General features: G+C 72.8%; 18 protein-coding genes. 2 read left to right on the top strand and 16 right to left on the bottom strand.

Annotated elements, in window-relative coordinates; all coding sequences use genetic code 11:
- Positions 1-43 precede the first annotated feature (43 nt).
- The 5 genes from der to aroH form a co-directional block, all read right to left on the bottom strand.
- Positions 44-1,522 carry a ribosome biogenesis GTPase Der gene (der, locus tag IEZ05_RS13910; protein WP_189230397.1) on the bottom strand — a complete coding sequence of 493 codons (1,479 nt, stop codon included), beginning with the start codon at positions 1,520-1,522 and terminating at the stop codon, positions 44-46.
- Positions 1,523-1,580: 58 nt separating this feature from the next.
- Entirely contained in the window at positions 1,581-2,183 is a 603-nt protein-coding gene (locus tag IEZ05_RS13905) for a lysophospholipid acyltransferase family protein (protein ID WP_229869723.1), read from the bottom strand.
- Between the two features lie 62 nt (positions 2,184-2,245).
- Positions 2,246-2,941, bottom strand: coding sequence for a (d)CMP kinase (gene cmk / locus IEZ05_RS13900; RefSeq protein WP_189230395.1), 696 nt, complete (start codon positions 2,939-2,941; stop codon positions 2,246-2,248).
- 122 nt (positions 2,942-3,063) lie between these two features.
- Positions 3,064-4,149, bottom strand: a complete 1,086-nt coding sequence (locus IEZ05_RS13895; protein WP_189230394.1) for a prephenate dehydrogenase — start codon at positions 4,147-4,149, stop codon at positions 3,064-3,066.
- Positions 4,146-4,508, bottom strand: coding sequence for a chorismate mutase (gene aroH / locus IEZ05_RS13890; RefSeq protein WP_189230393.1), 363 nt, complete (start codon positions 4,506-4,508; stop codon positions 4,146-4,148). Before aroH ends, IEZ05_RS13895 begins: the two co-directional genes overlap by 4 nt.
- Before the next feature lie 142 nt (positions 4,509-4,650).
- Between aroH and IEZ05_RS13885 the strand changes: the two genes are divergently transcribed.
- Positions 4,651-5,049, top strand: a complete 399-nt coding sequence (locus tag IEZ05_RS13885) for a Rieske (2Fe-2S) protein (RefSeq protein ID WP_189230392.1) — start codon at positions 4,651-4,653, stop codon at positions 5,047-5,049.
- A 23-nt stretch (positions 5,050-5,072) separates the two neighbouring features.
- On the top strand, positions 5,073-5,816 hold the full coding sequence (locus IEZ05_RS13880) for a nucleotidyltransferase domain-containing protein (protein ID WP_189230391.1): 744 nt from the start codon (positions 5,073-5,075) through the stop codon (positions 5,814-5,816).
- On the opposite strand, the gene IEZ05_RS13875 is transcribed toward IEZ05_RS13880, so the two are convergent.
- From IEZ05_RS13875 to IEZ05_RS13825, 11 genes are all read right to left on the bottom strand, one after another.
- On the bottom strand, positions 5,742-6,494 hold the full coding sequence (locus tag IEZ05_RS13875) for a nucleotidyltransferase domain-containing protein (RefSeq protein WP_189230390.1): 753 nt from the start codon (positions 6,492-6,494) through the stop codon (positions 5,742-5,744). The two genes, IEZ05_RS13880 and IEZ05_RS13875, sit on opposite strands and share 75 nt — an antisense overlap.
- A 3-nt stretch (positions 6,495-6,497) precedes the next feature.
- Positions 6,498-7,520: an ADP-ribosylglycohydrolase family protein gene (locus IEZ05_RS13870; protein WP_189230389.1), complete on the bottom strand. Its 1,023-nt coding sequence runs from the start codon at positions 7,518-7,520 to the stop codon at positions 6,498-6,500.
- Positions 7,517-8,236, bottom strand: coding sequence for an NUDIX hydrolase (locus tag IEZ05_RS13865; RefSeq protein WP_189230388.1), 720 nt, complete (start codon positions 8,234-8,236; stop codon positions 7,517-7,519). The genes IEZ05_RS13870 and IEZ05_RS13865 overlap by 4 nt, the downstream gene beginning before the upstream one ends.
- Positions 8,237-8,307: 71 nt before the next feature.
- Positions 8,308-9,423 (bottom strand): pseudouridine synthase, encoded by a 1,116-nt coding sequence (locus tag IEZ05_RS13860; protein ID WP_189230387.1) that lies wholly within the window; start codon positions 9,421-9,423, stop codon positions 8,308-8,310.
- A complete protein-coding gene (gene scpB, locus IEZ05_RS13855) occupies positions 9,423-10,076 on the bottom strand; it encodes an SMC-Scp complex subunit ScpB (protein ID WP_189230725.1) in 654 nt (217 codons plus the stop codon). The genes IEZ05_RS13860 and scpB overlap by 1 nt, the downstream gene beginning before the upstream one ends.
- Position 10,077: 1 nt before the next feature.
- Positions 10,078-11,175: a segregation and condensation protein A gene (locus IEZ05_RS13850; protein ID WP_229869721.1), complete on the bottom strand. Its 1,098-nt coding sequence runs from the start codon at positions 11,173-11,175 to the stop codon at positions 10,078-10,080.
- 474 nt (positions 11,176-11,649) lie between these two features.
- Positions 11,650-12,162 carry a hypothetical protein gene (locus tag IEZ05_RS13845; protein WP_229869712.1) on the bottom strand — a complete coding sequence of 171 codons (513 nt, stop codon included), beginning with the start codon at positions 12,160-12,162 and terminating at the stop codon, positions 11,650-11,652.
- A 41-nt stretch (positions 12,163-12,203) separates the two neighbouring features.
- Complete coding sequence (locus IEZ05_RS13840; protein WP_189230385.1) at positions 12,204-13,334, bottom strand: ParA family protein; 1,131 nt, start codon at positions 13,332-13,334, stop codon at positions 12,204-12,206.
- Between the two features lie 413 nt (positions 13,335-13,747).
- On the bottom strand, positions 13,748-14,872 hold the full coding sequence (gene ald, locus IEZ05_RS13835; protein ID WP_189230384.1) for an alanine dehydrogenase: 1,125 nt from the start codon (positions 14,870-14,872) through the stop codon (positions 13,748-13,750).
- A 134-nt stretch (positions 14,873-15,006) separates the two neighbouring features.
- Positions 15,007-17,034, bottom strand: coding sequence for a tetratricopeptide repeat protein (locus IEZ05_RS13830; RefSeq protein WP_189230383.1), 2,028 nt, complete (start codon positions 17,032-17,034; stop codon positions 15,007-15,009).
- Between the two features lie 207 nt (positions 17,035-17,241).
- Positions 17,242-17,877, bottom strand: coding sequence for an NUDIX domain-containing protein (locus IEZ05_RS13825; RefSeq protein ID WP_189230382.1), 636 nt, complete (start codon positions 17,875-17,877; stop codon positions 17,242-17,244).
- Positions 17,878-17,946 lie beyond the last annotated feature (69 nt).

Raw genomic sequence — 17,946 nt, 5'->3', positions numbered from 1 at the left:
GGGGGCGGTCCCGGCCGGGACCGCCCCCTCTCGTTGCTCATCGCTACTTCTTCTTCGCGCCGCGCTTCTCGCGGACCCGCACCGAGATGTGGATCGGCGTGCCCTCGAAGCCGAACTCCTCACGCAGCCGGCGCTCGATGAAACGCCGGTAGCCCGCCTCGATGAAGCCGGAGGCGAAGAGCACGAACCGCGGCGGCTTGGTGCCCGCCTGCGTGCCGAACAGGATGCGCGGCTGCTTGCCGCCCCGCACCGGGTGCGGGTGGGCGGCGACCAGCTCGCCGAGGAAGGCGTTCAGCCGGCCCGTCGGGACGCGGGTCTCCCAGCCGGCCAGAGCCGTCTCGATCGCCGGGACCAGCTTCTCCATGTGCCGTCCGGTCTGCGCCGAGACGTTCACCCGCGGCGCCCACGCCACCTGGCCGAGCTCGGTCTCGATCTCCCGCTCCAGGTAGTAGCGGCGCTCCTCGTCGAGGGTGTCCCACTTGTTGTAGGCGACGACGATCGCGCGGCCCGCCTCGACGGCCATGGTGACGATCCGCTGGTCCTGCACCGAGATGGACTCGGAGGCGTCGATGAGGACGACGGCGACCTCCGCCTTCTCGACGGCGGCGGCGGTGCGCAGCGAGGCGTAGTAGTCGGCGCCCTGCTGGAGGTGGACGCGCTTGCGGATGCCCGCCGTGTCGACGAACTTCCAGGTCACGCCGCCCAGCTCGATCAGCTCGTCGACCGGGTCGCGGGTGGTGCCGGCCATCTCGTTCACGACGACGCGCTCCTCGCCCGCCACCTTGTTCAGCAGGGAGGACTTGCCGACGTTGGGCCGGCCGATCAGGGCGATCCGGCGCGGGCCGCCGACGGCGGTGCCGAAGGTCTGCGCCGGGGCCTCGGGCAGGGCCTCCAGCACCTTGTCCAGCATGTCGCCGGTGCCGCGGCCGTGCAGCGCGGACACCGGGTGGGGCTCCCCCAGTCCCAGCGACCACAGATAGGACGCGTCGGCCTCGCCGCTCGGGCCGTCCACCTTGTTGGCGCACAGCACGACCGGCTTGCCGGCCTTGCGCAGCAGCCGTACGACGGCCTCGTCGGTGTCGGTGGCGCCGACCTTGGCGTCCACGACGAAGACGACCGCGTCGGCGGCCTCGATGGCGTACTCGGCCTGGGCGGCCACGGAGGCGTCGATGCCGAGGACGTCCTGCTCCCAGCCGCCGGTGTCGACGACCTTGAAGCGGCGGCCGGCCCATTCGGCCTCGTAGGTGACGCGGTCGCGGGTGACGCCGGGCTTGTCCTCGACGACCGCCTCGCGGCGGCCGATGATGCGGTTCACCAGGGTCGACTTGCCGACATTGGGGCGGCCGACGACGGCGAGGACGGGCAGCGGGCCGTGCCCGGCCTCCTCGATGGCGCCCTCGACCTCCTCCAGGTCGAAGCCCTCTTCCGCGGCGAGCTCCATGAACTGCGCGTATTCGGCGTCGCCAAGCGCCCCGTGGTCGTGCTCCTCGCCCGAACCCTCGGAGTGGATGTCGTCGTTCATGAAGTCCGTACCTCGTTCATCGTGGTGATCGGTGGACACCCCTGTACCGGGTGATCCACTACTCGAGTGTCGCCTGGCGGCCGGTGAGCCGCCTGGCGTTTTCCAGGTGCGCGGTGAGCTGCTTCTGGATGCGTTCGGTCGCCTCGTCCAGCGCCTTGCGGGTGCGCCGTCCGCTGCCGTCGCCCGCGTCGAAGGGGTCGCCGAAGACGACGTCTACCCGGGAGCGCAGGGGTGGCAGCGCCTTTATCAACCGTCCGGGTCTCTCGGAACTTCCCAGGACGGCGACCGGGACGATCGGGGCGCCGCCGCGCACGGCGAAGTAGGCGAGGCCGGCGCGCAGCGAGGCGAAGTCGCCCTCGCCGCGGGTGCCCTCCGGGAAGATGCCCAGCACGCCGCCGCTCTCCAGGACGCCGAGCGCCTGGCCGATGGCCGTGCGGTCGGCGGAGTGACGGTCCACCTTCAGCTGGCCGATGCCGGTCAGGAACGGTCCGAGCGGCCCGACGAACGCCTCCTTCTTGATCAGGAAGTGCGTCGGCCGGGGCGCCACGCCCATGACCATGGGGCCGTCGACGTTGTGCGCGTGATTGACGGCGAAGATCAGCGGGCCCGTCGTGGGCACCCGCCAGGCGCCGAGCACGCGCGGCTTCCACAGGCCGTACATCAGGCCGACGCCGATGCGCCGCCCGACCTCGGCGCCCTTCTCGGAGGGAACGGAGGGTGAGGTCACTTACCCGCCCGCTTCTCCTCGACGAGGGTGACGACGCACTCGATGACCTGCGGCAGCGTGAGGTCGGTGGTGTCCACCTCGACCGCGTCGTCCGCCTTGGCGAGCGGCGAGGTCTTGCGGCTGGAGTCGGCCGCGTCCCGCTTGATCAGGGCCTCGCGGGTGGCCTGCACGTCGGCGTTCTTGAGCTCGCCGCTGCGGCGGGCGGCGCGGGCCTCCGCGGAGGCGGTCAGGAAGATCTTCAGGTCGGCGTCGGGCAGCACGGTCGTACCGATGTCGCGGCCCTCGACGACGATGCCCCGCTCGGCGGCGGCGGCGATGGTGCGCTGCAGCTCGGTGATCCGGGCCCGCACCTCGGGGACGGCGCTGACCGCGCTCACCTTGGAGGTGACCTCCTGGGTGCGGATCGGGCCGGCCACGTCCACACCGTCGACCGCGATGGTCGGGGCCGCCGGGTCGGTGCCGGAGACGATCTCGGGCTTGCCGGCCGCGTCCGCGACGGCGTGGGGGTCGGCTATGTCGATGCCGTTGGTCACCATCCACCACGTGATCGCCCGGTACTGGGCGCCGGTGTCCAGGTAGCTCAGGCCGAGCTGCGCGGCGACGGCCTTCGACGTGCTCGACTTGCCCGTGCCGGAGGGGCCGTCGATGGCGACAATCACGGCCGGGGCGGTCGGGGCGGCGCCGTTTTCCACGAGGGGACACCTTCCTGGTGCGGTGCGGTGGGTGGTGTGCGGGACGCGAGCGCGTCCCGCACAAGGTTACTGGGTCCGCGGGGCCCCTCCGACAGGCGCATGACCCCGCGCGGCCCCGGGCCTCACTGCCGGATCGCCCAGCCCCGTTCCTTCAGGGCCGCCGTCAGCACGGCGGCGGCCTTCGGTTCCACCATCAGCTGCACCAGACCGGCCTGCTGTCCGGTGGCGTGCTCGATCCGCACGTCCTCGATGTTGACGCCGGCCCGTCCGGCGTCCGCGAAGATGCGGGCGAGCTGTCCCGGCTGGTCGTCGATGAGGACGACCACGGTCTCGTAGACGCGCGGCGCGGAGCCGTGCTTGCCGGGGACCCGGACCTGGCCGGCGTTGCCGCGTCGCAGGACGGCCTCGATGCCGGCGCTGCCCTCACGGCGCTTGTCGTCGTCGGAGGACTGCAGGGAGCGCAGCGCGCGCACCGTCTCCTCCAGGTCGGCGGCGACGTCGCCGAGCAGGTCGGCGACCGGGCCCGGGTTCGCGGAGAGGATGTCGATCCACATCCGGGGGTCGGAGGCGGCGATCCGGGTCACGTCGCGGATGCCCTGCCCGCACAGCCGTACGGCGGCCTCCTCGGCGTGCTCCAGGCGGGCGGCGACCATGCTGGAGACCAGGTGGGGCATGTGGGAGACGAGAGCCACGGCACGGTCGTGGGCGTCGGCGTCCATCACGACCGGCACGGCACGGCAGTGCGAGACCAGTTCGAGCGCGAGGTTGAGCACCTCGGTGTCGGTGTCCCGGGTCGGGGTCAGCACCCACGGGCGGCCCTCGAAGAGGTCGCCGGTGGCGGCCAGCGGGCCGGACTTCTCGCGGCCGGACATCGGGTGGGTGCCGATGTAGGCGGAGAGGTCGAGTCCGCGCGCCTCCAGTGCGCGCCGGGGGCCGCCCTTGACGCTGGCGACGTCGATGTAGCCGCGGGCGAGCCCGCGCTCCATGGCGTCGGCGACCACGTCGGCGACCAGGGCCGGCGGGGCGGCGGCGATGGCGAGGTCGACGGGGCGCTCGGGTGCCTCGTCGGTGCCGGCGCCGAGGGCGGCGGCGGTGCGGGCCTGCTCGGGGTCGTGGTCGGCGAGGTGCACGGTGACGCCCCGCTGGGTGAGAGCGAGGGCGGCGGAGGTGCCGATGAGGCCGGTGCCGATGACGAGTGCGGTTCTCACTGGGCGATGTCCTTGCGCAGGGCCGCGGCGGCGCCGAGGTACACGTGGGCGATGTCGGCGCGGGGCCGGTCGGACTCGATGTGGGCGAGGACCCGGACGACGCGGGGCATGGCGCCCTCGATGTCCAGTTCCTGGGCGCAGATCAGCGGGACGTCGGTGATGCCGAGCTTGCGGGCGGCGGCGGCCGGGAAGTCGCTGTGCAGGTCGGGCGTGGCCGTGAACCAGATGCTGATCAGGTCGTCGCCGGTCAGCTCGTTGCGTTCCAGGATGGCGGTCAGCAGGGCCGCGACCCGCTCGTCCATGTGCCCGGCTTCGTCCCGTTCCAGTTGGACGGCGCCCCGGACCGCTCGTACCGCCACGGCGATGCTCCTTGCTGACGTGCGTTTCGGCTCTTGGTCCGTCCAGCGTAGTCAGCCCGCGCCGGGCCGGTGCGCGGCGCCCGCCTCCTGAGACGCTGGTGCCGGCCGCGACCCCCGCCCCCCTCACTCCCGGAGCGACGCCATGACGCACAGCACGACCCGCCGTACGGTCCTTCTCTGCACGGGCGCGGCGGCGCTTGCCGTGAGCTGCGGCGACGGGGGCGACGACAGCGGCTCCTCGGCCGTCTCGCCGGGGCGGGAGCTGGCGGCGACGAGTGACATCCCGGTCGGCGGCGGCAAGGTCTTTGACGCCGAGAAGACCGTGGTGACCCAGCCGGAGCAGGGCGACTTCAAGGCCTTCTCCGCGGTCTGCACCCACCAGGGCTGCATCGTGGCGGACGTGCGCGACGGCACCATCCTCTGCGCCTGCCACGGCAGCAGGTTCGCCATCACCGACGGCGCGGTGGAGCAGGGCCCGGCCACGAAACCGCTGCCCGAGAAGCGGATCACCGTGGAGGGAAATTCGGTCCGCCTGGCGTGAGGGTCCGACGTACGCTCCCGGGCATGCACCCCGAGACCCTGGTACGCGACCACACGATCTACGCCTGTGTCATGGGTTCGCGCGCCTTCGGTCTGGCGACGCAGGACAGCGACACGGACCGCCGGGGCGTCTTCCTCGCCCCGACCCCGCTGTTCTGGCGCTTCGAGAAGCCGCCGGCCCACGTCGAGGGGCCGGCCGAGGAGCAGTTCAGCTGGGAGCTGGAGCGCTTCTGCGAGCTGGCGCTGCGCGCGAACCCGAACATCCTGGAGTGCCTGCACTCCCCGCTCGTGGAGTACGCCGACGAGACCGGCCGCGAACTCCTCGCGCTGCGCGGGGCGTTCCTCTCCCGCCGGGCCCACGAGACGTTCACCCGGTACGCCCACGGCCAGCGCCGCAAGCTGGACGCCGACGTGCGCACGCACGGCGTCCCGCGCTGGAAGCACGCGATGCACCTGCTGCGGCTGCTGACGTCCGCCCGCGACCTGCTGCGCACGGGCACGCTCACCGTCGACGTCGGCGACCGGCGCGAGGCGCTGCTCGCCGTGAAGCGCGGCGAGGTGCCGTGGCCGGAGGTGGACTCCCGGATGGCCCGCCTGATCGAGGAGAGCGAACAGGCCGTCCGCCACAGCCCCCTCCCCGACGAACCGGACCGGCACCGCGTGGAGGACTTCCTCGTCCGCGTGCGCCGCGCCTCAGCCCTCCAGGCGGGTCCGTACGACGAAGTCGTGCAGGGCGTCGTACGCGGCCGGGGCGCCGGGCAGCACTGACGCCGCCTGCGCCTCGTCCAGGACCGTGTGCAGCCGCTCCACGTCGGCCCGCACGCGCGCGTGGTCGACGTCGGCGTCGCCGTGCTCGCGCTCGGCCTTGGCGGCGATCAGCTCCGGCAGGAAGGCCGGGGCGGCGTCGACCTCGCCGACGAGCGTGGGCAGATGGGGCTGCACCTCGCCGGCGCGCATCAGGTGGATGCCGGTGAGCAGGACCCGGAAGGTGTACAGCAGCGGCTTGAGCTCGCCGCTCTTCTCGAACAGCCGCCACTGGGTCTGCGCGAACCCGCGGTAGTGGTGGGCGTGGTGGCTGGTGAGCACGCCCGGCGCCAGCGCGGCCAGTTCCCGGTGCGCGTCGGTGGTGTGCACGACCAGCGGCGACAGCAGCTGCTCCAGCACATAGCCGTTGCGCCGGAGCATCAGCCGGACGAACTTGCGCAGGTCGTGCGTGACCAGGTCCATCTCGACGCCGTCCCGGTCCCACATCCGCGACCGCGTCTCCTCCGGCTCGCGCAGGCCGACCAGGTCGGCGGCGGGCAGCAGGTGGACGCCGCGCAGGTCGACGTCCGAGTCGCGGGAGGGGAAGCCGTACAGGTGGGCGCCGGAGACGGTGGCGAACAGCACCGGGAAGGGCTGCTCGGCCACCACCGGGGCCAGGTCGATGTCCAGGGCGCCGATCATGGCTCAAGCGTCCCAGAGCCGCCCGAGGTCCAGCAGGCCGGCCCGGTACTCGATGCGGTCGGACCATGCGGCCGGCCATGCGTCGGCGCCCAGGTGGGCGCCCGCGAAGGCGCCGGCGAGGCAGGCGATGGAGTCGGAGTCGCCGGAGGTGCAGGCGCCGCGGCGCAGGGCCGTCAGCGGCTCGTCGACGAAGAGCAGGAAGCAGAGCAGCCCGGCGGCCATGGCCTCCTCGGCGATCCAGCCCTCGCCGACCGCCAGGCACGGGTCGGTCTCCGGGGAGACGGTGCGCACCGCGTGCTGGAGCCGGTCGAGTATCGCCAGGCACTCGTCCCAGCCGCGGGCGATGAAGTGCTCGGGCGTGGGGTCCTGGGCGCGGGTCCACAGGTCACCGAGCCAGCGCTCGTGGTAGCGGGTGCGGTTGTCGTAGGAATAGGAGCGCAGCAGGCCGACCAGTCCGGTCGGCTCGGCGCCCTCGGCGAGCAGCCGTACGGCGTGCGCGGTGAGGTCGGAGGCGGCGAGCGCGGTGGGATGGCCGTGGGTGAGCGCGGACTGCAACTGGGCGGCGCCGGCGCGCTGTTCGTCGCTGAGGCCGGGGACGAGTCCGACGGGGGCGACGCGCATGTTGGCGCCGCAGCCCTTGGAGTGGATCTGGCTGGCGTCCTGCCAGGGGCGGTCCCCTCGCTCCAGCAGGTCGCAGGCCGTGAGGCAGGTGTTGCCCGGGGCCCGGTTGTTCTCCGGCGACCGGTTCCAGGCGATGAACTCCCGCCGTACCGGCTCGGTCATCCCCTCGGGCGTCAGGCTCCCTCGGTCCATGGCCGTGCGCAGCCCCCGTCCCAGGGCCAGCGTCATCTGGGTGTCGTCGGTGACGATTGCGGGCCGGGGCAGCTCCATCTGCCGCCAGGGCCCGCACTTGGCGAGGATCGACGGGACGTCGTTGAACTCGGTGGGGAAGCCCAGCGCGTCCCCGAGGGCGAGTCCGGTGAGCGCCCCGGTGGCGGCGCGCTTGGTGACGGTGGTCGTGGTCATGCGGGGCGTCCTTCCCGAGGGGTTCGGAGCAGGGGCGGGTGCAGGGCGGTGGCCGGGCCGGCGCGGTAGAGGGCGGCCGGTTTGCCGCGGCCTCCGGTCAGCCGGGCGGCCCCGGGGACCGGTTCGACGAAGCCGGGCGTGGCGAGGACCTTGCGGCGGAAGTTGGGCCGGTCCAGGGCCGTGCCCCACACCGTCTCGTAGACCTGCTGGAGCTCGCCGAGCGTGAACTCGGCCGGGCAGAAGGCGGTGGCCAGGCAGCTGTACTCGAGCTTGGCGCCGACGCGCTCCCGGGCGTCCGCCAGGATCCGGTCGTGGTCGAAGGCGAGGCCCTGCGCCTTGTCGTACGGGACCCAGCGGGCCTCGGCCGCGTCGGTGCCCGCGTGCGGTTCGGGTGGGTCGGGCAGCAGCGCCGTGAACGCGACGGACACGACCCGCATCCGGGGGTCCCGGCCCGGCTCGCTGTAGGTCCGCAGCTGCTCCAGGTGCAGCCCGGTCACGTCCGCCAGGCCGGTCTCCTCGGCCAGCTCCCGGCGGGCCGCCCGCTCCGCCGACTCCTCGGGCAGCAGAAAGCCGCCGGGCAGTGCCCAGCGGCCGGCGTACGGCTCCTGACCCCGCTCGACGAGCAGCACGTGCAGCGCGCCCGCGCGGAGCGTGAGGACGGCGAGATCGACGGTGACGGCGAAGGGCTCGAAGGCGTGCTTGTCGTAGCCGAGCACGGGCGGCCACCCCCTTAATAGTCACTCAGACTATAAAAGGGGGTGGCCGCCCGTCACAACCCTCCGGACCCCTAGAGGTCGACCTCCTGCATCAGCATCCCGACCTCCGTGTTGGACAGCCGGCGCAGCCAGCCCGACTTCTGGTCGCCCAGCGTGATCGGGCCGAAGGCGGTGCGCACGAGCTTGTCCACGGGGAAGCCCGCCTCCGCCAGCATCCGGCGGACGATGTGCTTGCGGCCCTCGTGGAGCGTGACCTCGACCAGGTAGTTCTTGCCGGTCTGCTCCACCACCCGGAAGTGGTCCGCGCGCGCGTACCCGTCCTCCAGCTGGATGCCGTCCTTCAGACGCTTGCCGAGGTCGCGCGGGATCGGGCCGACGATGTGCGCGAGGTACGTCTTCTTCACGCCGTACTTCGGGTGGGTCAGGCGGTGCGCCAGCTCGCCGTGGTTGGTGAGCAGGATGACGCCCTCGGTCTCGGTGTCGAGCCGGCCGACGTGGAAGAGACGCGTCTCACGGTTGGTGACGTAGTCACCGAGGCATTGCCGGCCCTCCGGGTCCTCCATGGTGGACACGACACCGGCCGGCTTGTTGAGCGAGAAGAACTGGTACGACTGCGTCGCGACGGTCAGACCGTCGACCTTGACCTCGTCCTTCTCCGGGTCGACCCGCTTGCCCTGCTCCAGGACGATCTCGCCATTGACCTCGACGCGCGCCTGCTCGATCAGCTCCTCGCAGGACCGCCGGGAGCCGTAGCCCGCGCGCGCGAGGACCTTCTGCAGCCGCTCGCCCTCCTGCTCGGCGCCCGGGAAGGTCTTGGGCAGCTTGACGTCCTTCTTGCCCGCGTACCGCTCGCGGTTGCGCTCCTCGGCGCGCGTCTCGTACTCGCGGGACGTGGCCGGGACCGAGCGCCCCCGCTGCAGGGGCTTCTTCGGCCCGCCCTTGGCACCGCCGCGCGCCGAGGGGCCGCGGCCCGACTTGGGACCCTCCTGGGTCGCGCCGGGACCCACGTCGTAGCGCCGCTCCTCGGGGCGCGGCTTCTTGGGACGGCCGCCCTGCCTGTCGTCGCGGTTGTTACCGGCGCCGCGGGGGTTACCGCGGCCACCGCTGCTCCCGCCGCGGCCGCCGCTGTTGCCACCACGGCTCCCGCCGTTGTTTCCGCTGCTGTTCCTGCCGCTGCTGCTTCGCATCAAAGTTCCGTCTTGTCGTCTGCGTCCTCGGAATCCGGGGCGTCCGGATCGAACGACGGGACCCCTTCCAGCGTCTCGGCCTCGATCGCCGCCGCCTCCGGGAGGAAGGGCGCGAGCTCCGGAAGCTCGTCCAGGCCGCGAAGGCCCATCCGCTCCAGGAAGTAGTTCGTCGTCACGTACAGGATCGCACCTGTTTCGGGTTCCGTGCCCGCCTCCTCCACCAGACCCCGTTGCAGGAGGGTGCGCATCACGCCGTCGCAGTTCACGCCGCGCACCGCGGAGACGCGGCTGCGGCTGACCGGCTGGCGGTAGGCGACCACCGCGAGGGTCTCCAGCGCGGCCTGGGTGAGACGGGCGTGCTGGCCGTCCAGGACGAAGCCCTCGACGGCCGCGGCGTACTCGGGGCGGGTGTAGAAGCGCCAGCCGCCCGCGACGAGCCTGAGCTCGAAACCGCGGCCCTGGACGGTGTACTCGTCGGCCAGCTCGCGCAGCGCGTCCGCGATCTGCCGCCGGGGCCGTTGGAGGACCTTCGCGAGGTGCTCCTCGGTCGCGGGCTCGTCGACGACCATGAGGACGGCTTCGAGGGCGGGCCTGAGGTCGAGGGCGGCGACGTCACGCGGCCCGTCCGGGAACTCCGTGGTCCCGTCACTCACGTCACTCACCCTGCTGCTCCTCCTCGGTCTTCTCGTTCTCCCCGGGCTCCCGGTCGAACTCGTCGGTCACCACCGGCCCGGCGTCCCCGTCCCCGCCGGTCCAGCGCACCAGCAGATCGCCGAGCGCGGTCTCCTGGTCGAGCGCGACGGCCTTCTCGCGGTACAGCTCCAGCAGCGCGAGGAAGCGGGCCACCACGGTCAGGGTGTCCTCGGTGTCGTCCACCAGGACACGGAAGCTGGCCTCACCCAGCTCCCGCAGCCGGGCCACGACGATCTGGGCCTGCTCCTGCACGCTCACCAGGGGCGCGTGGATGTGCTCGACGTACACCTGCGGCTTGGGCTTGGGCTGCATCGCCTTCACTGCGAGCCTGGCGAAGCCCTCCGGGCCGATGCTGATGACGACCTCGGGCAGCAGCTCGGCGTGGTGGGGTTCGAGGCCGACGGTACGGGGGTAGCGGCGGGCCTCGGCCTCCAGACGCCCGTTGAAGATCTCCGCGATCTGCTTGTACGCGCGGTACTGCAGCAGCCGCGCGAAGAGCAGGTCGCGGGCCTCCAGCAGCGCGAGGTCGGCCTCGTCCTCCACCTCGGCGGCCGGGAGCAGCCGGGCCGCCTTCAGGTCGAGCAGGGTGGCCGCGACGACCAGGAACTCGGTCGTCTCGTCGAGGTCCCAGTCCGGCCCCATGGCACGGATGTGCGCCATGAACTCGTCGGTCACCTTGGACAGCGCGACCTCGGTGACGTCCATCTTGTGCCGGGAGATGAGCTGGAGGAGGAGGTCGAAGGGCCCCTCGAAGTTGGCGAGCCGGACCTTGAAGACCCCGTCACCCACGCCCTGGGGCGCGTCGTCGGCAAGGCCGTGGGACGCCGCTCCGGAAGCGGACCCCTCGGGCCCGCCCGCCGCCGAAGTGACCGGATCCGCGTGGACGGGCTCCAAGCCCCCCGGAGACGGGCCGGCGGCCCCCTCGGGACCGCGCACCGGGCCCTCCGCCACGGTGCCGGACCTCCTCGGCCCGGCTGCCGCCCGCACGTCGGACTCGGACGCCGCACGTGGCGTCACCCCGCCCGGCGACGGGACCTCTACGGCGGGGACCGCCTGCATGGCTTCGGAGTGCTCCGGAGCGCCGTGCGGCGGATGCACGCGGTCCGTGGGCCGTTCCCCCGGCCCGGGTCCCTCCGGCGAGGCCTCCGGACGTCCCGCGGCGGACGGCCGCGGTCCGTGGGCCGTGTCCCCCGGCCCGGGTCCCTCCGGCGAGGCCTCCGGGGCGTCCTGCGGCAGATGTCCGCGAGTGGTGGGCCCGCGCTCCGGCCCGGCCGCTTCGGGGCGGGAACTCGTCGGGGCTTCCGGGGCGTCCGGCGTGGTGGCCTCCCGGCCGACGGGCCCCGCGTCGGGCTCCGCTGCCGTACCCGGCCCCGCTTCGGGCAGCGCCTCCGCGGGCCCGGTGCCCTGCGTGGTCTCCTCGGGCGGCGGGGCCACCCGAGGCATCCCGGGCCCCCTGCCCAGCGCGCGCCGACGGCCGGCGGGGGCGCCGGGGCGGGGAGCGTCGTTCGAGGTCATGGCCCCCGCAGGCTACCGCTACCGCCCGCGCAGCCGCCGTACGAGGATGCTGGCGTCCCCGCGGCTCTCCAGGTCGGCGAGGACCACGGCGACCGCCTCGCGGACGATCCGGCCGCGGTCGACGGCCAGCCCGTGCTCGCCCCGGAGCACCAGTCGGGCGTGCTCCAGATCCATCAGCTCCTCGGCGGAGACGTACACGGTGATCTTCTCGTCGTGCCGCTCACGGCCGCTGGGACGCCGCGAGGCGGCCCGGCCGCGCTTGCGGGACTGGGCGGCGGCAGAACCTTCCTGCGCGTCCGTTCCGGGGTCCGGGCGCCGCGCCGAACGCTCCGCGCCCCGGCTGCGCGACTCTCCCGCCGCGCCCGGTTCCGCGTCCGCCGCGGCGTGCTCCGCGCCCTCGCCGTCGCCGCCCTGGGCGGGCACCGACTGCGGCGCGTCCTCGGCGGCCGCCTGGTCGCTCTCCCCCGCCGGAGCCGGTACCCGGGCGTCGCCGCCCCCCGGTCGCCGCGGGGTGGACGCCTGGAGCGCCATCCCCCCTGTCGTACGGAAGAGTTCGTCGGCCCCCGGCAGACTCACTCGGCGTGACACCGGGCGAGCACCTCCCTGGCGAGCTGGCGGTAGGCGGCGGCACCGACGGAGTTGGAGGCGTACGTGGTGATCGGCTCACCGGCGACCGTGGTCTCCGGGAAGCGGACCGTGCGCCCGATGACCGTGTGGTAGACGTGGTCGTCGAACGCCTCGACGACACGCGCGAGCACCTCACGGCTGTGCACCGTGCGCGAGTCGTACATGGTGGCGAGGATGCCGTCGAGCTCCAGGTCGGGGTTGAGCCGCTCCTGGACCTTCTCGATGGTCTCGGTCAGCAGCGCCACACCGCGCAGCGCGAAGAACTCGCACTCCAGCGGCACGATCACCTTGTGCGCGGCGGTCAGCGCGTTCACCGTGAGCAGGCCGAGCGAGGGCTGGCAGTCGATGACGATGTAGTCGTAGTCGTCCATCAGCGGCTTCAGCGCCCGCTGGAGCGTGGACTCGCGCGCGACCTCGCTCACCAGCTGCACCTCGGCCGCCGACAGGTCGATGTTGCTGGGCAGCAGGTCCATGTTGGGGACCGCCGTCTTCAGCAGCACCTCGTCGGCCGCCATGCCCCGCTCCATGAGCAGGTTGTAGACGGTGAGGTCGAGCTCCATCGGGTTGACGCCGAGGCCGACCGACAGCGCGCCCTGCGGGTCGAAGTCGACGAGCAGCACCCGGCGCCCGTACTCGGCGAGCGCGGCACCCAGGTTGATGGTCGACGTCGTCTTGCCGACGCCGCCCTTCTGGTTGCACATCGCGATGATCTTCGCGGGGCCGTGATCGGTCAGCGGGCCCGGGATCGGGAAGTAGGGCAGCGGGCGTCCGGTCGGGCCGATGCGCTCGCGGCGCTGGCGGGCCGCGTCGGGCGCGAGCGTCGCCGCGTACTCGGGATCGGGCTCGTACTCCGCGTCCGGATCGTAGAAGTGCCCCTCGGGCAGTTCGTCGTAGTCGGCGAAGTGGTTGCGGGGCGCGCCACTTCCGTCGCCGGCCATGGCGTTCACGTGTTGGCCATCCATACTCATGTGTGCTGTCTGAGTTGCCTGCGGACTCTGGTGGGCGGCTGCGAAGGTGCGTACAGCGACGGAGCCGACAGCCTCGAGACGCCCGGGGCCGTGGGCCCGTGCAGGCATTCCTGGTTGACCACCCCCGGGAGTAAATGTCGACTCATTCACAAGTCGTCTTACCTCCTTGGTGACCAGGAAACTTCTCGACAGGTCAGCGTGACACCATGCCGACGTTCGGCGACTCTATGGCGTGTCGGCCGTCCGCAGCAACACAATCCGCCGGACCCGGCCCGATGTGTCGGCAATGAAACATCCCTCTGTCAAGGGCGTACGGCCGTCGCACAGCAGGTTTCACCGGTGCGCGAATCGGTTGAAGCGTTACGTTCGAGGCGAGTTGGCCGAGAATCGCAAAGTGACCATACACACACCCGGCCGGACCTTGTCGGGCAAGGTCCGGCCGGGTGTGCGGGGTTGACGACGTCTGTTGACGTATCGCCTTTCCCGGTTGCTGACTTAGCCGATGTACCGGCCGCGACGGGTCAGGCGAGCAGCGAGTCCAGCTCGACGTGCTCCAGGCCGTGCGCCTCGGCGACCTCCTTGTAAACGACCTTGCCGTCATGGGTGTTGAGGCCCTTGGCCAGCGCGGGGTCGCGGCGCAGCGCGTCGGCCCAGCCGCGGTTGGCCAGCTCCACGATGTACGGCAGCGTGGCGTTGGTCAGCGCGTAGGTGGAGGTGTTCGGGACCGCGCCGGGCATGTTGGCGACGCAGTAGAACACGGACCCGTGCACCGGGAAGGTCGGCTCGGCGTGCGTGGTCGGGTGCGAGTCCTCGAAGCAGCCGCCCTGGTCGATCGCGATGTCGACAAGGACACTTCCGGGCTTCATCCGGGACACCAGCTCGTTGGTGACCAGCTTCGGGGCCTTGGCGCCCGGGATCAGCACGGCGCCGATCACGAGGTCGGCCTCCAGGCAGGCCTTCTCCAGCTCGAAGGCGTTGGAGACGACGGTCTGGATCTTCGTACCGAAGATCTTGTCGGCTTCCTTGAGCTTGTTGATGTCCTTGTCGAGCAGGGTCACGTGGAAGCCCATGCCGATGGCGATCTGCGCGGCGTTCCAACCGGAGACGCCGCCGCCGATGACGACGGCCTTGCCGGCCAGCACGCCGGGGACACCGCCGGGCAGCACGCCGCGGCCGCCGTTGGCGGCCATCAGGTGGTAGGCGCCGACCTGCGGGGCCAGGCGGCCCGCGACCTCGGACATGGGGGCGAGCAGCGGCAGCGCGCGGTTCGGGAGCTCGACCGTCTCGTAGGCGATCGCGGTGGTGCCGGACTCGATGAGCGCGTCGGTGCACTCCTTGGAGGCGGCCAGGTGCAGGTAGGTGAAGAGCGTCTGGTCCTTGCGGAGGCGGTGGTACTCCTCCGCGATGGGCTCCTTGACCTTGAGCAGCAGGTCGGCGGTGGCCCAGACCTCGTCGGCGGTGTCGAGTATCCGCGCACCGGCGGCGATGTACTCCTCGTTGGGGATCGAGGAGCCGACGCCGGCGTCACGCTCGATGACGACCTGGTGACCGTGGCGCACCAGCTCATGCACGCCGGCGGGGGTGATGGCCACCCGGAACTCGTTGTTCTTGACCTCGCGGGGAATGCCGACCTTCACGTGGATCACGGTCCTTGGCTCAGAGAATGGGGCTATTACAAGGCATACCCGCTCAGGCTCGGGCACACCGGGGTAGACCGCAGGAGAACGTGCGGCAGAGCCAGTCTAATGAAGGTGTTCCCGCTGTCTAGCCTTTCAAAGCATCAATCTTCATCGGATGTGCTGCGGATTTCGCAGGCATCAGCGGCTTCCTCCCTCAACATCCGCTCGGCCGTGCTCCGGTGCAGGCCGGCCGCCGTGGGGTCGCCGAGGTGGTCGAGGGTGTCGGCGAGCCTGAGGTGCAGGGCGGCCTGGAGCCGGACGTCCTCGGCCCGGCGCGCCCACTCGACGGCCTCCTGGCAGGTGCGCAGCGACTCCTCGGGCCGCCCGGCGTACTCCTGGACGCGGGCCAGCTCGCTCAACGCCCGCGCGTGGGCCGGGAGATCGCCGGTCCTGCGGTACCCGGCGACCGCCGCGCGCCAGGACCGCGCCGCCTCGCCGTAGCGGCCGGCGTAGGTGTGGGCGGTGGCGATGCGGCCGTAGATCCGGGCGGCGTCGGCGCGCTCCTCTCGGGCGAGCCGCTGGGCGAGGGCCCGGCCGAACCAGTCGGCGGCCCGGTCGTAGTCCCCGAGCTCCAGGTGGGCGCCGCCTACGGATTCCATCGCGCGGCCGGTCGCGTACGGGTCGTCCGCCGCGCGTCCGGCGTCCAGCGCGGCCCGGTAGCGCGCCAGCGCCTCGGCGGTACGGCCGGTCCGGGCGTCCAGGTCGCCCAGGTTCAGCAGGGCGGCCGCCTTCTCCCGGGGCAGGTCGCGGCGCTCCGCCACGTCGAGGACGAGCCGGTGGACGTCGTACAGGTCGGGCGCCGCCGCCTGGGTGCCGAAGTGGGCCACCATGGCCCGCACCAGCTGGGACATCAGCCTGCGGGCGAGGGTGTCCAGCTCCCCGTCGGCGACCGCGAGCCGGGCCGCGGCCAGCAGGGCGGGCCGGCGGAGGCGCAGCCAGTCGGCGGCGGCCCTCGGGGTGGGGAAGCGCAGGGCCCGCGGCATGCCGTCGAGCTTCTCGCGGGCCCGGTCGCTGTCGGTCTCGGTGATCGCCCGGCACGACTGCAGCAGCCGCACCGTCCGCTCCAGCATCCGGGCGCGGGCCAGCTGGAGCTCGGCGGGCCGGTCGTGCCGCGCGGCGAGGGTCCTCAGCAGGGGATGCAGGCAGCCGGGGACCTCGTACTGCGGCAGCGCCGACCCGACCGGGTGCAGCAGGCCGAGGGCGACGAACTCGTCCAGGACCGAGCGCGCGTCGCCCACGGAGCAGCCGGCGAGCGCGGACGCGGTGTGCGGGTCGACCAGGCCGGCCGGGGCGAGGGAGAGCAGGCGCAGCATCCGGGCGGCGGAGCCGGGCAGCGACGCGTAGGCCAAGCGGAAGACGCGGCTGAGCGGCGTTCCCTGGTCGTCCTCGGCGTGCACCTGCTTGGCGAGGTCGGCTACGGCCGCCTTGGGGCGGGCGGCGAGCCAGCCGCCGGCCAGGATGAGGGCGGCGGGCTGCGCCTGGCAGATTTCGGCCAGCTGCTCGGCGGCCCGGGGGTCGACGGTGATGCGGACCGAGCCGGTGAACCGGGACAGCAGCTCCACGGCGGACTTCGTGTCCAGGCCCCCCAGCGTGCACGGGCGGACGTCCGCGATGCCGGTCAGCGGGCCCTCGGAGACGGCGACGGCCAGGCAGTCCGGGGTGTCCGGGAGCAGGGCGTCGACCTGCTCGGCGTCGGCGGCGTCGTCGAGCAGCAGCAGGACCCGGCGGTCGGCGAGTGCCTCGCGCAGGGCGGCGGTGAGGTCGTCCTCGCAGGCGCCGGGCGGGGTCGGGCGGTCCAGCTCGGTGAGCAGGTCGCGGGCGAGCCGCCCGACGGGCACGCGCCGGCCGTCCGGTTCGCTCAGCCGGGCCCGCAGGACCCCGTCGGGGTAACGGTCGGCGACCTGGGCGGCGAGTTCCTCGGCGAGCGCGGTGCGGCCGGAGCCGGGCCGGCCCGCGATGAGCAGCACCCGTGCGCGGGGCGCCTTGCGGCCGGAGATGGTGTCGAGCCCCGCCCGCTCGATGTCGGCGCGCAGCTGTTTCAACTCGCGGGTGCGGCCCAGGAACCGAGTTTCCTCGGCAGGGTCGCCCGACAGCCGTACGCCGTCCGTGTCCACCGCCTGATCCGTCACGGGCCACACTCCCGATCCCACCGCACGCCGGCGCCCGCCGGAACTCCGGTTCGGGCGTTTCCCGAGCCTAGTTCACGCTGTGCTACGGACCGGGTGGAGCGCGGCGGGCACATCCCCTGATCGGATCAACAGATGGTCACACCGCAGAGGAGGGGCGGGCGCCGCGCAGGGCGGTCACGGGCGCCGCGCGGGACCGGAGGGCCGCTCTCAGGCCTCGAACGGGCGGGCCGGCCACGGTGCCTCGGCCGGGCGCAGCGCGTCCAGCCCGTCGCCGTGCTCCGCCGCGACCAGCGAGAGCACGCCCACGACGAGGCAGTTGTTGTGCAGGTCGCCCGCGAGCACCCCCCGGACCAGGTCCGCGACGGGCACCCGCTCCAGCTCCATGTCGGCCTCTTCGTCCTCGACCTCGAAGCGCTCGCCGTCGGCCTCGGACAGGTTCCGGGCGAGGAAGATGCGTACGGCCTCGTCGCAGCCGCCGGGGGTGGTGTAGACGTCGCTCAGCACCCGCCAGTCCTCGGCCTTGACGTGCGCCTCCTCGTACAGCTCGCGCTGCGCGGCGTGCAGGGGGTTCTCGCCGGGCACGTCGAGCAGGCCGGCCGGGATCTCCCAGAGCTTCTCGCGCACCGGGTGCCGGTACTGGCGGATCACCAGCACCCGGCCCTCGTCGTCCAGGGCGAGGACGGCCACGGAGCCGGGGTGGACCTGGTAGTCGCGGCTCGCGACGGAGCCGTCGGGCATGACCACCTCGTCCGTGCGGACGGAGGTCTTCTTGCCCCGGAAGGGGGTCTCCGTCGCCCGGACCTCCCACTCCTCGGGGGTGTCCTTGATGGTCGTGCCCGTCATGCCCTGTCCTTCCAGACGTACGCGAAAAGGCCGGGACGCGCCCCGTTGAATGGACGCGTCCCGGCCACC

This window comes from Streptomyces flaveolus, assembly GCF_014648815.1.
Taxonomy (GTDB): Bacteria; Actinomycetota; Actinomycetes; order Streptomycetales; family Streptomycetaceae; genus Streptomyces; species Streptomyces flaveolus.
This window is presented reverse-complemented; position numbering and strand designations above follow the sequence as displayed.

Excerpts from the sequence above, each read along its gene's own strand:
- IEZ05_RS13825 (WP_189230382.1), bottom strand. The coding sequence starts at position 17,877 with ATGACGGGCACGACCATCAAGGACACCCCCGAGGAGTGGGAGGTCCGG.
- IEZ05_RS13905 (WP_229869723.1), bottom strand. The coding sequence starts at position 2,183 with ATGTACGGCCTGTGGAAGCCGCGCGTGCTCGGCGCCTGGCGGGTGCCC.
- IEZ05_RS13850 (WP_229869721.1), bottom strand. The coding sequence starts at position 11,175 with ATGCAGGCGGTCCCCGCCGTAGAGGTCCCGTCGCCGGGCGGGGTGACG.
- IEZ05_RS13875 (WP_189230390.1), bottom strand. The coding sequence starts at position 6,494 with ATGATCGGCGCCCTGGACATCGACCTGGCCCCGGTGGTGGCCGAGCAG.
- der (WP_189230397.1), bottom strand. The coding sequence starts at position 1,522 with ATGAACGACGACATCCACTCCGAGGGTTCGGGCGAGGAGCACGACCAC.
- IEZ05_RS13840 (WP_189230385.1), bottom strand. The coding sequence starts at position 13,334 with ATGCCTGCACGGGCCCACGGCCCCGGGCGTCTCGAGGCTGTCGGCTCC.
- IEZ05_RS13870 (WP_189230389.1), bottom strand. The coding sequence starts at position 7,520 with ATGACCACGACCACCGTCACCAAGCGCGCCGCCACCGGGGCGCTCACC.
- IEZ05_RS13885 (WP_189230392.1), top strand. The coding sequence starts at position 4,651 with ATGACGCACAGCACGACCCGCCGTACGGTCCTTCTCTGCACGGGCGCG.
- IEZ05_RS13880 (WP_189230391.1), top strand. The coding sequence starts at position 5,073 with ATGCACCCCGAGACCCTGGTACGCGACCACACGATCTACGCCTGTGTC.
- IEZ05_RS13845 (WP_229869712.1), bottom strand. The coding sequence starts at position 12,162 with ATGGCGCTCCAGGCGTCCACCCCGCGGCGACCGGGGGGCGGCGACGCC.
- IEZ05_RS13860 (WP_189230387.1), bottom strand. The coding sequence starts at position 9,423 with ATGCGAAGCAGCAGCGGCAGGAACAGCAGCGGAAACAACGGCGGGAGC.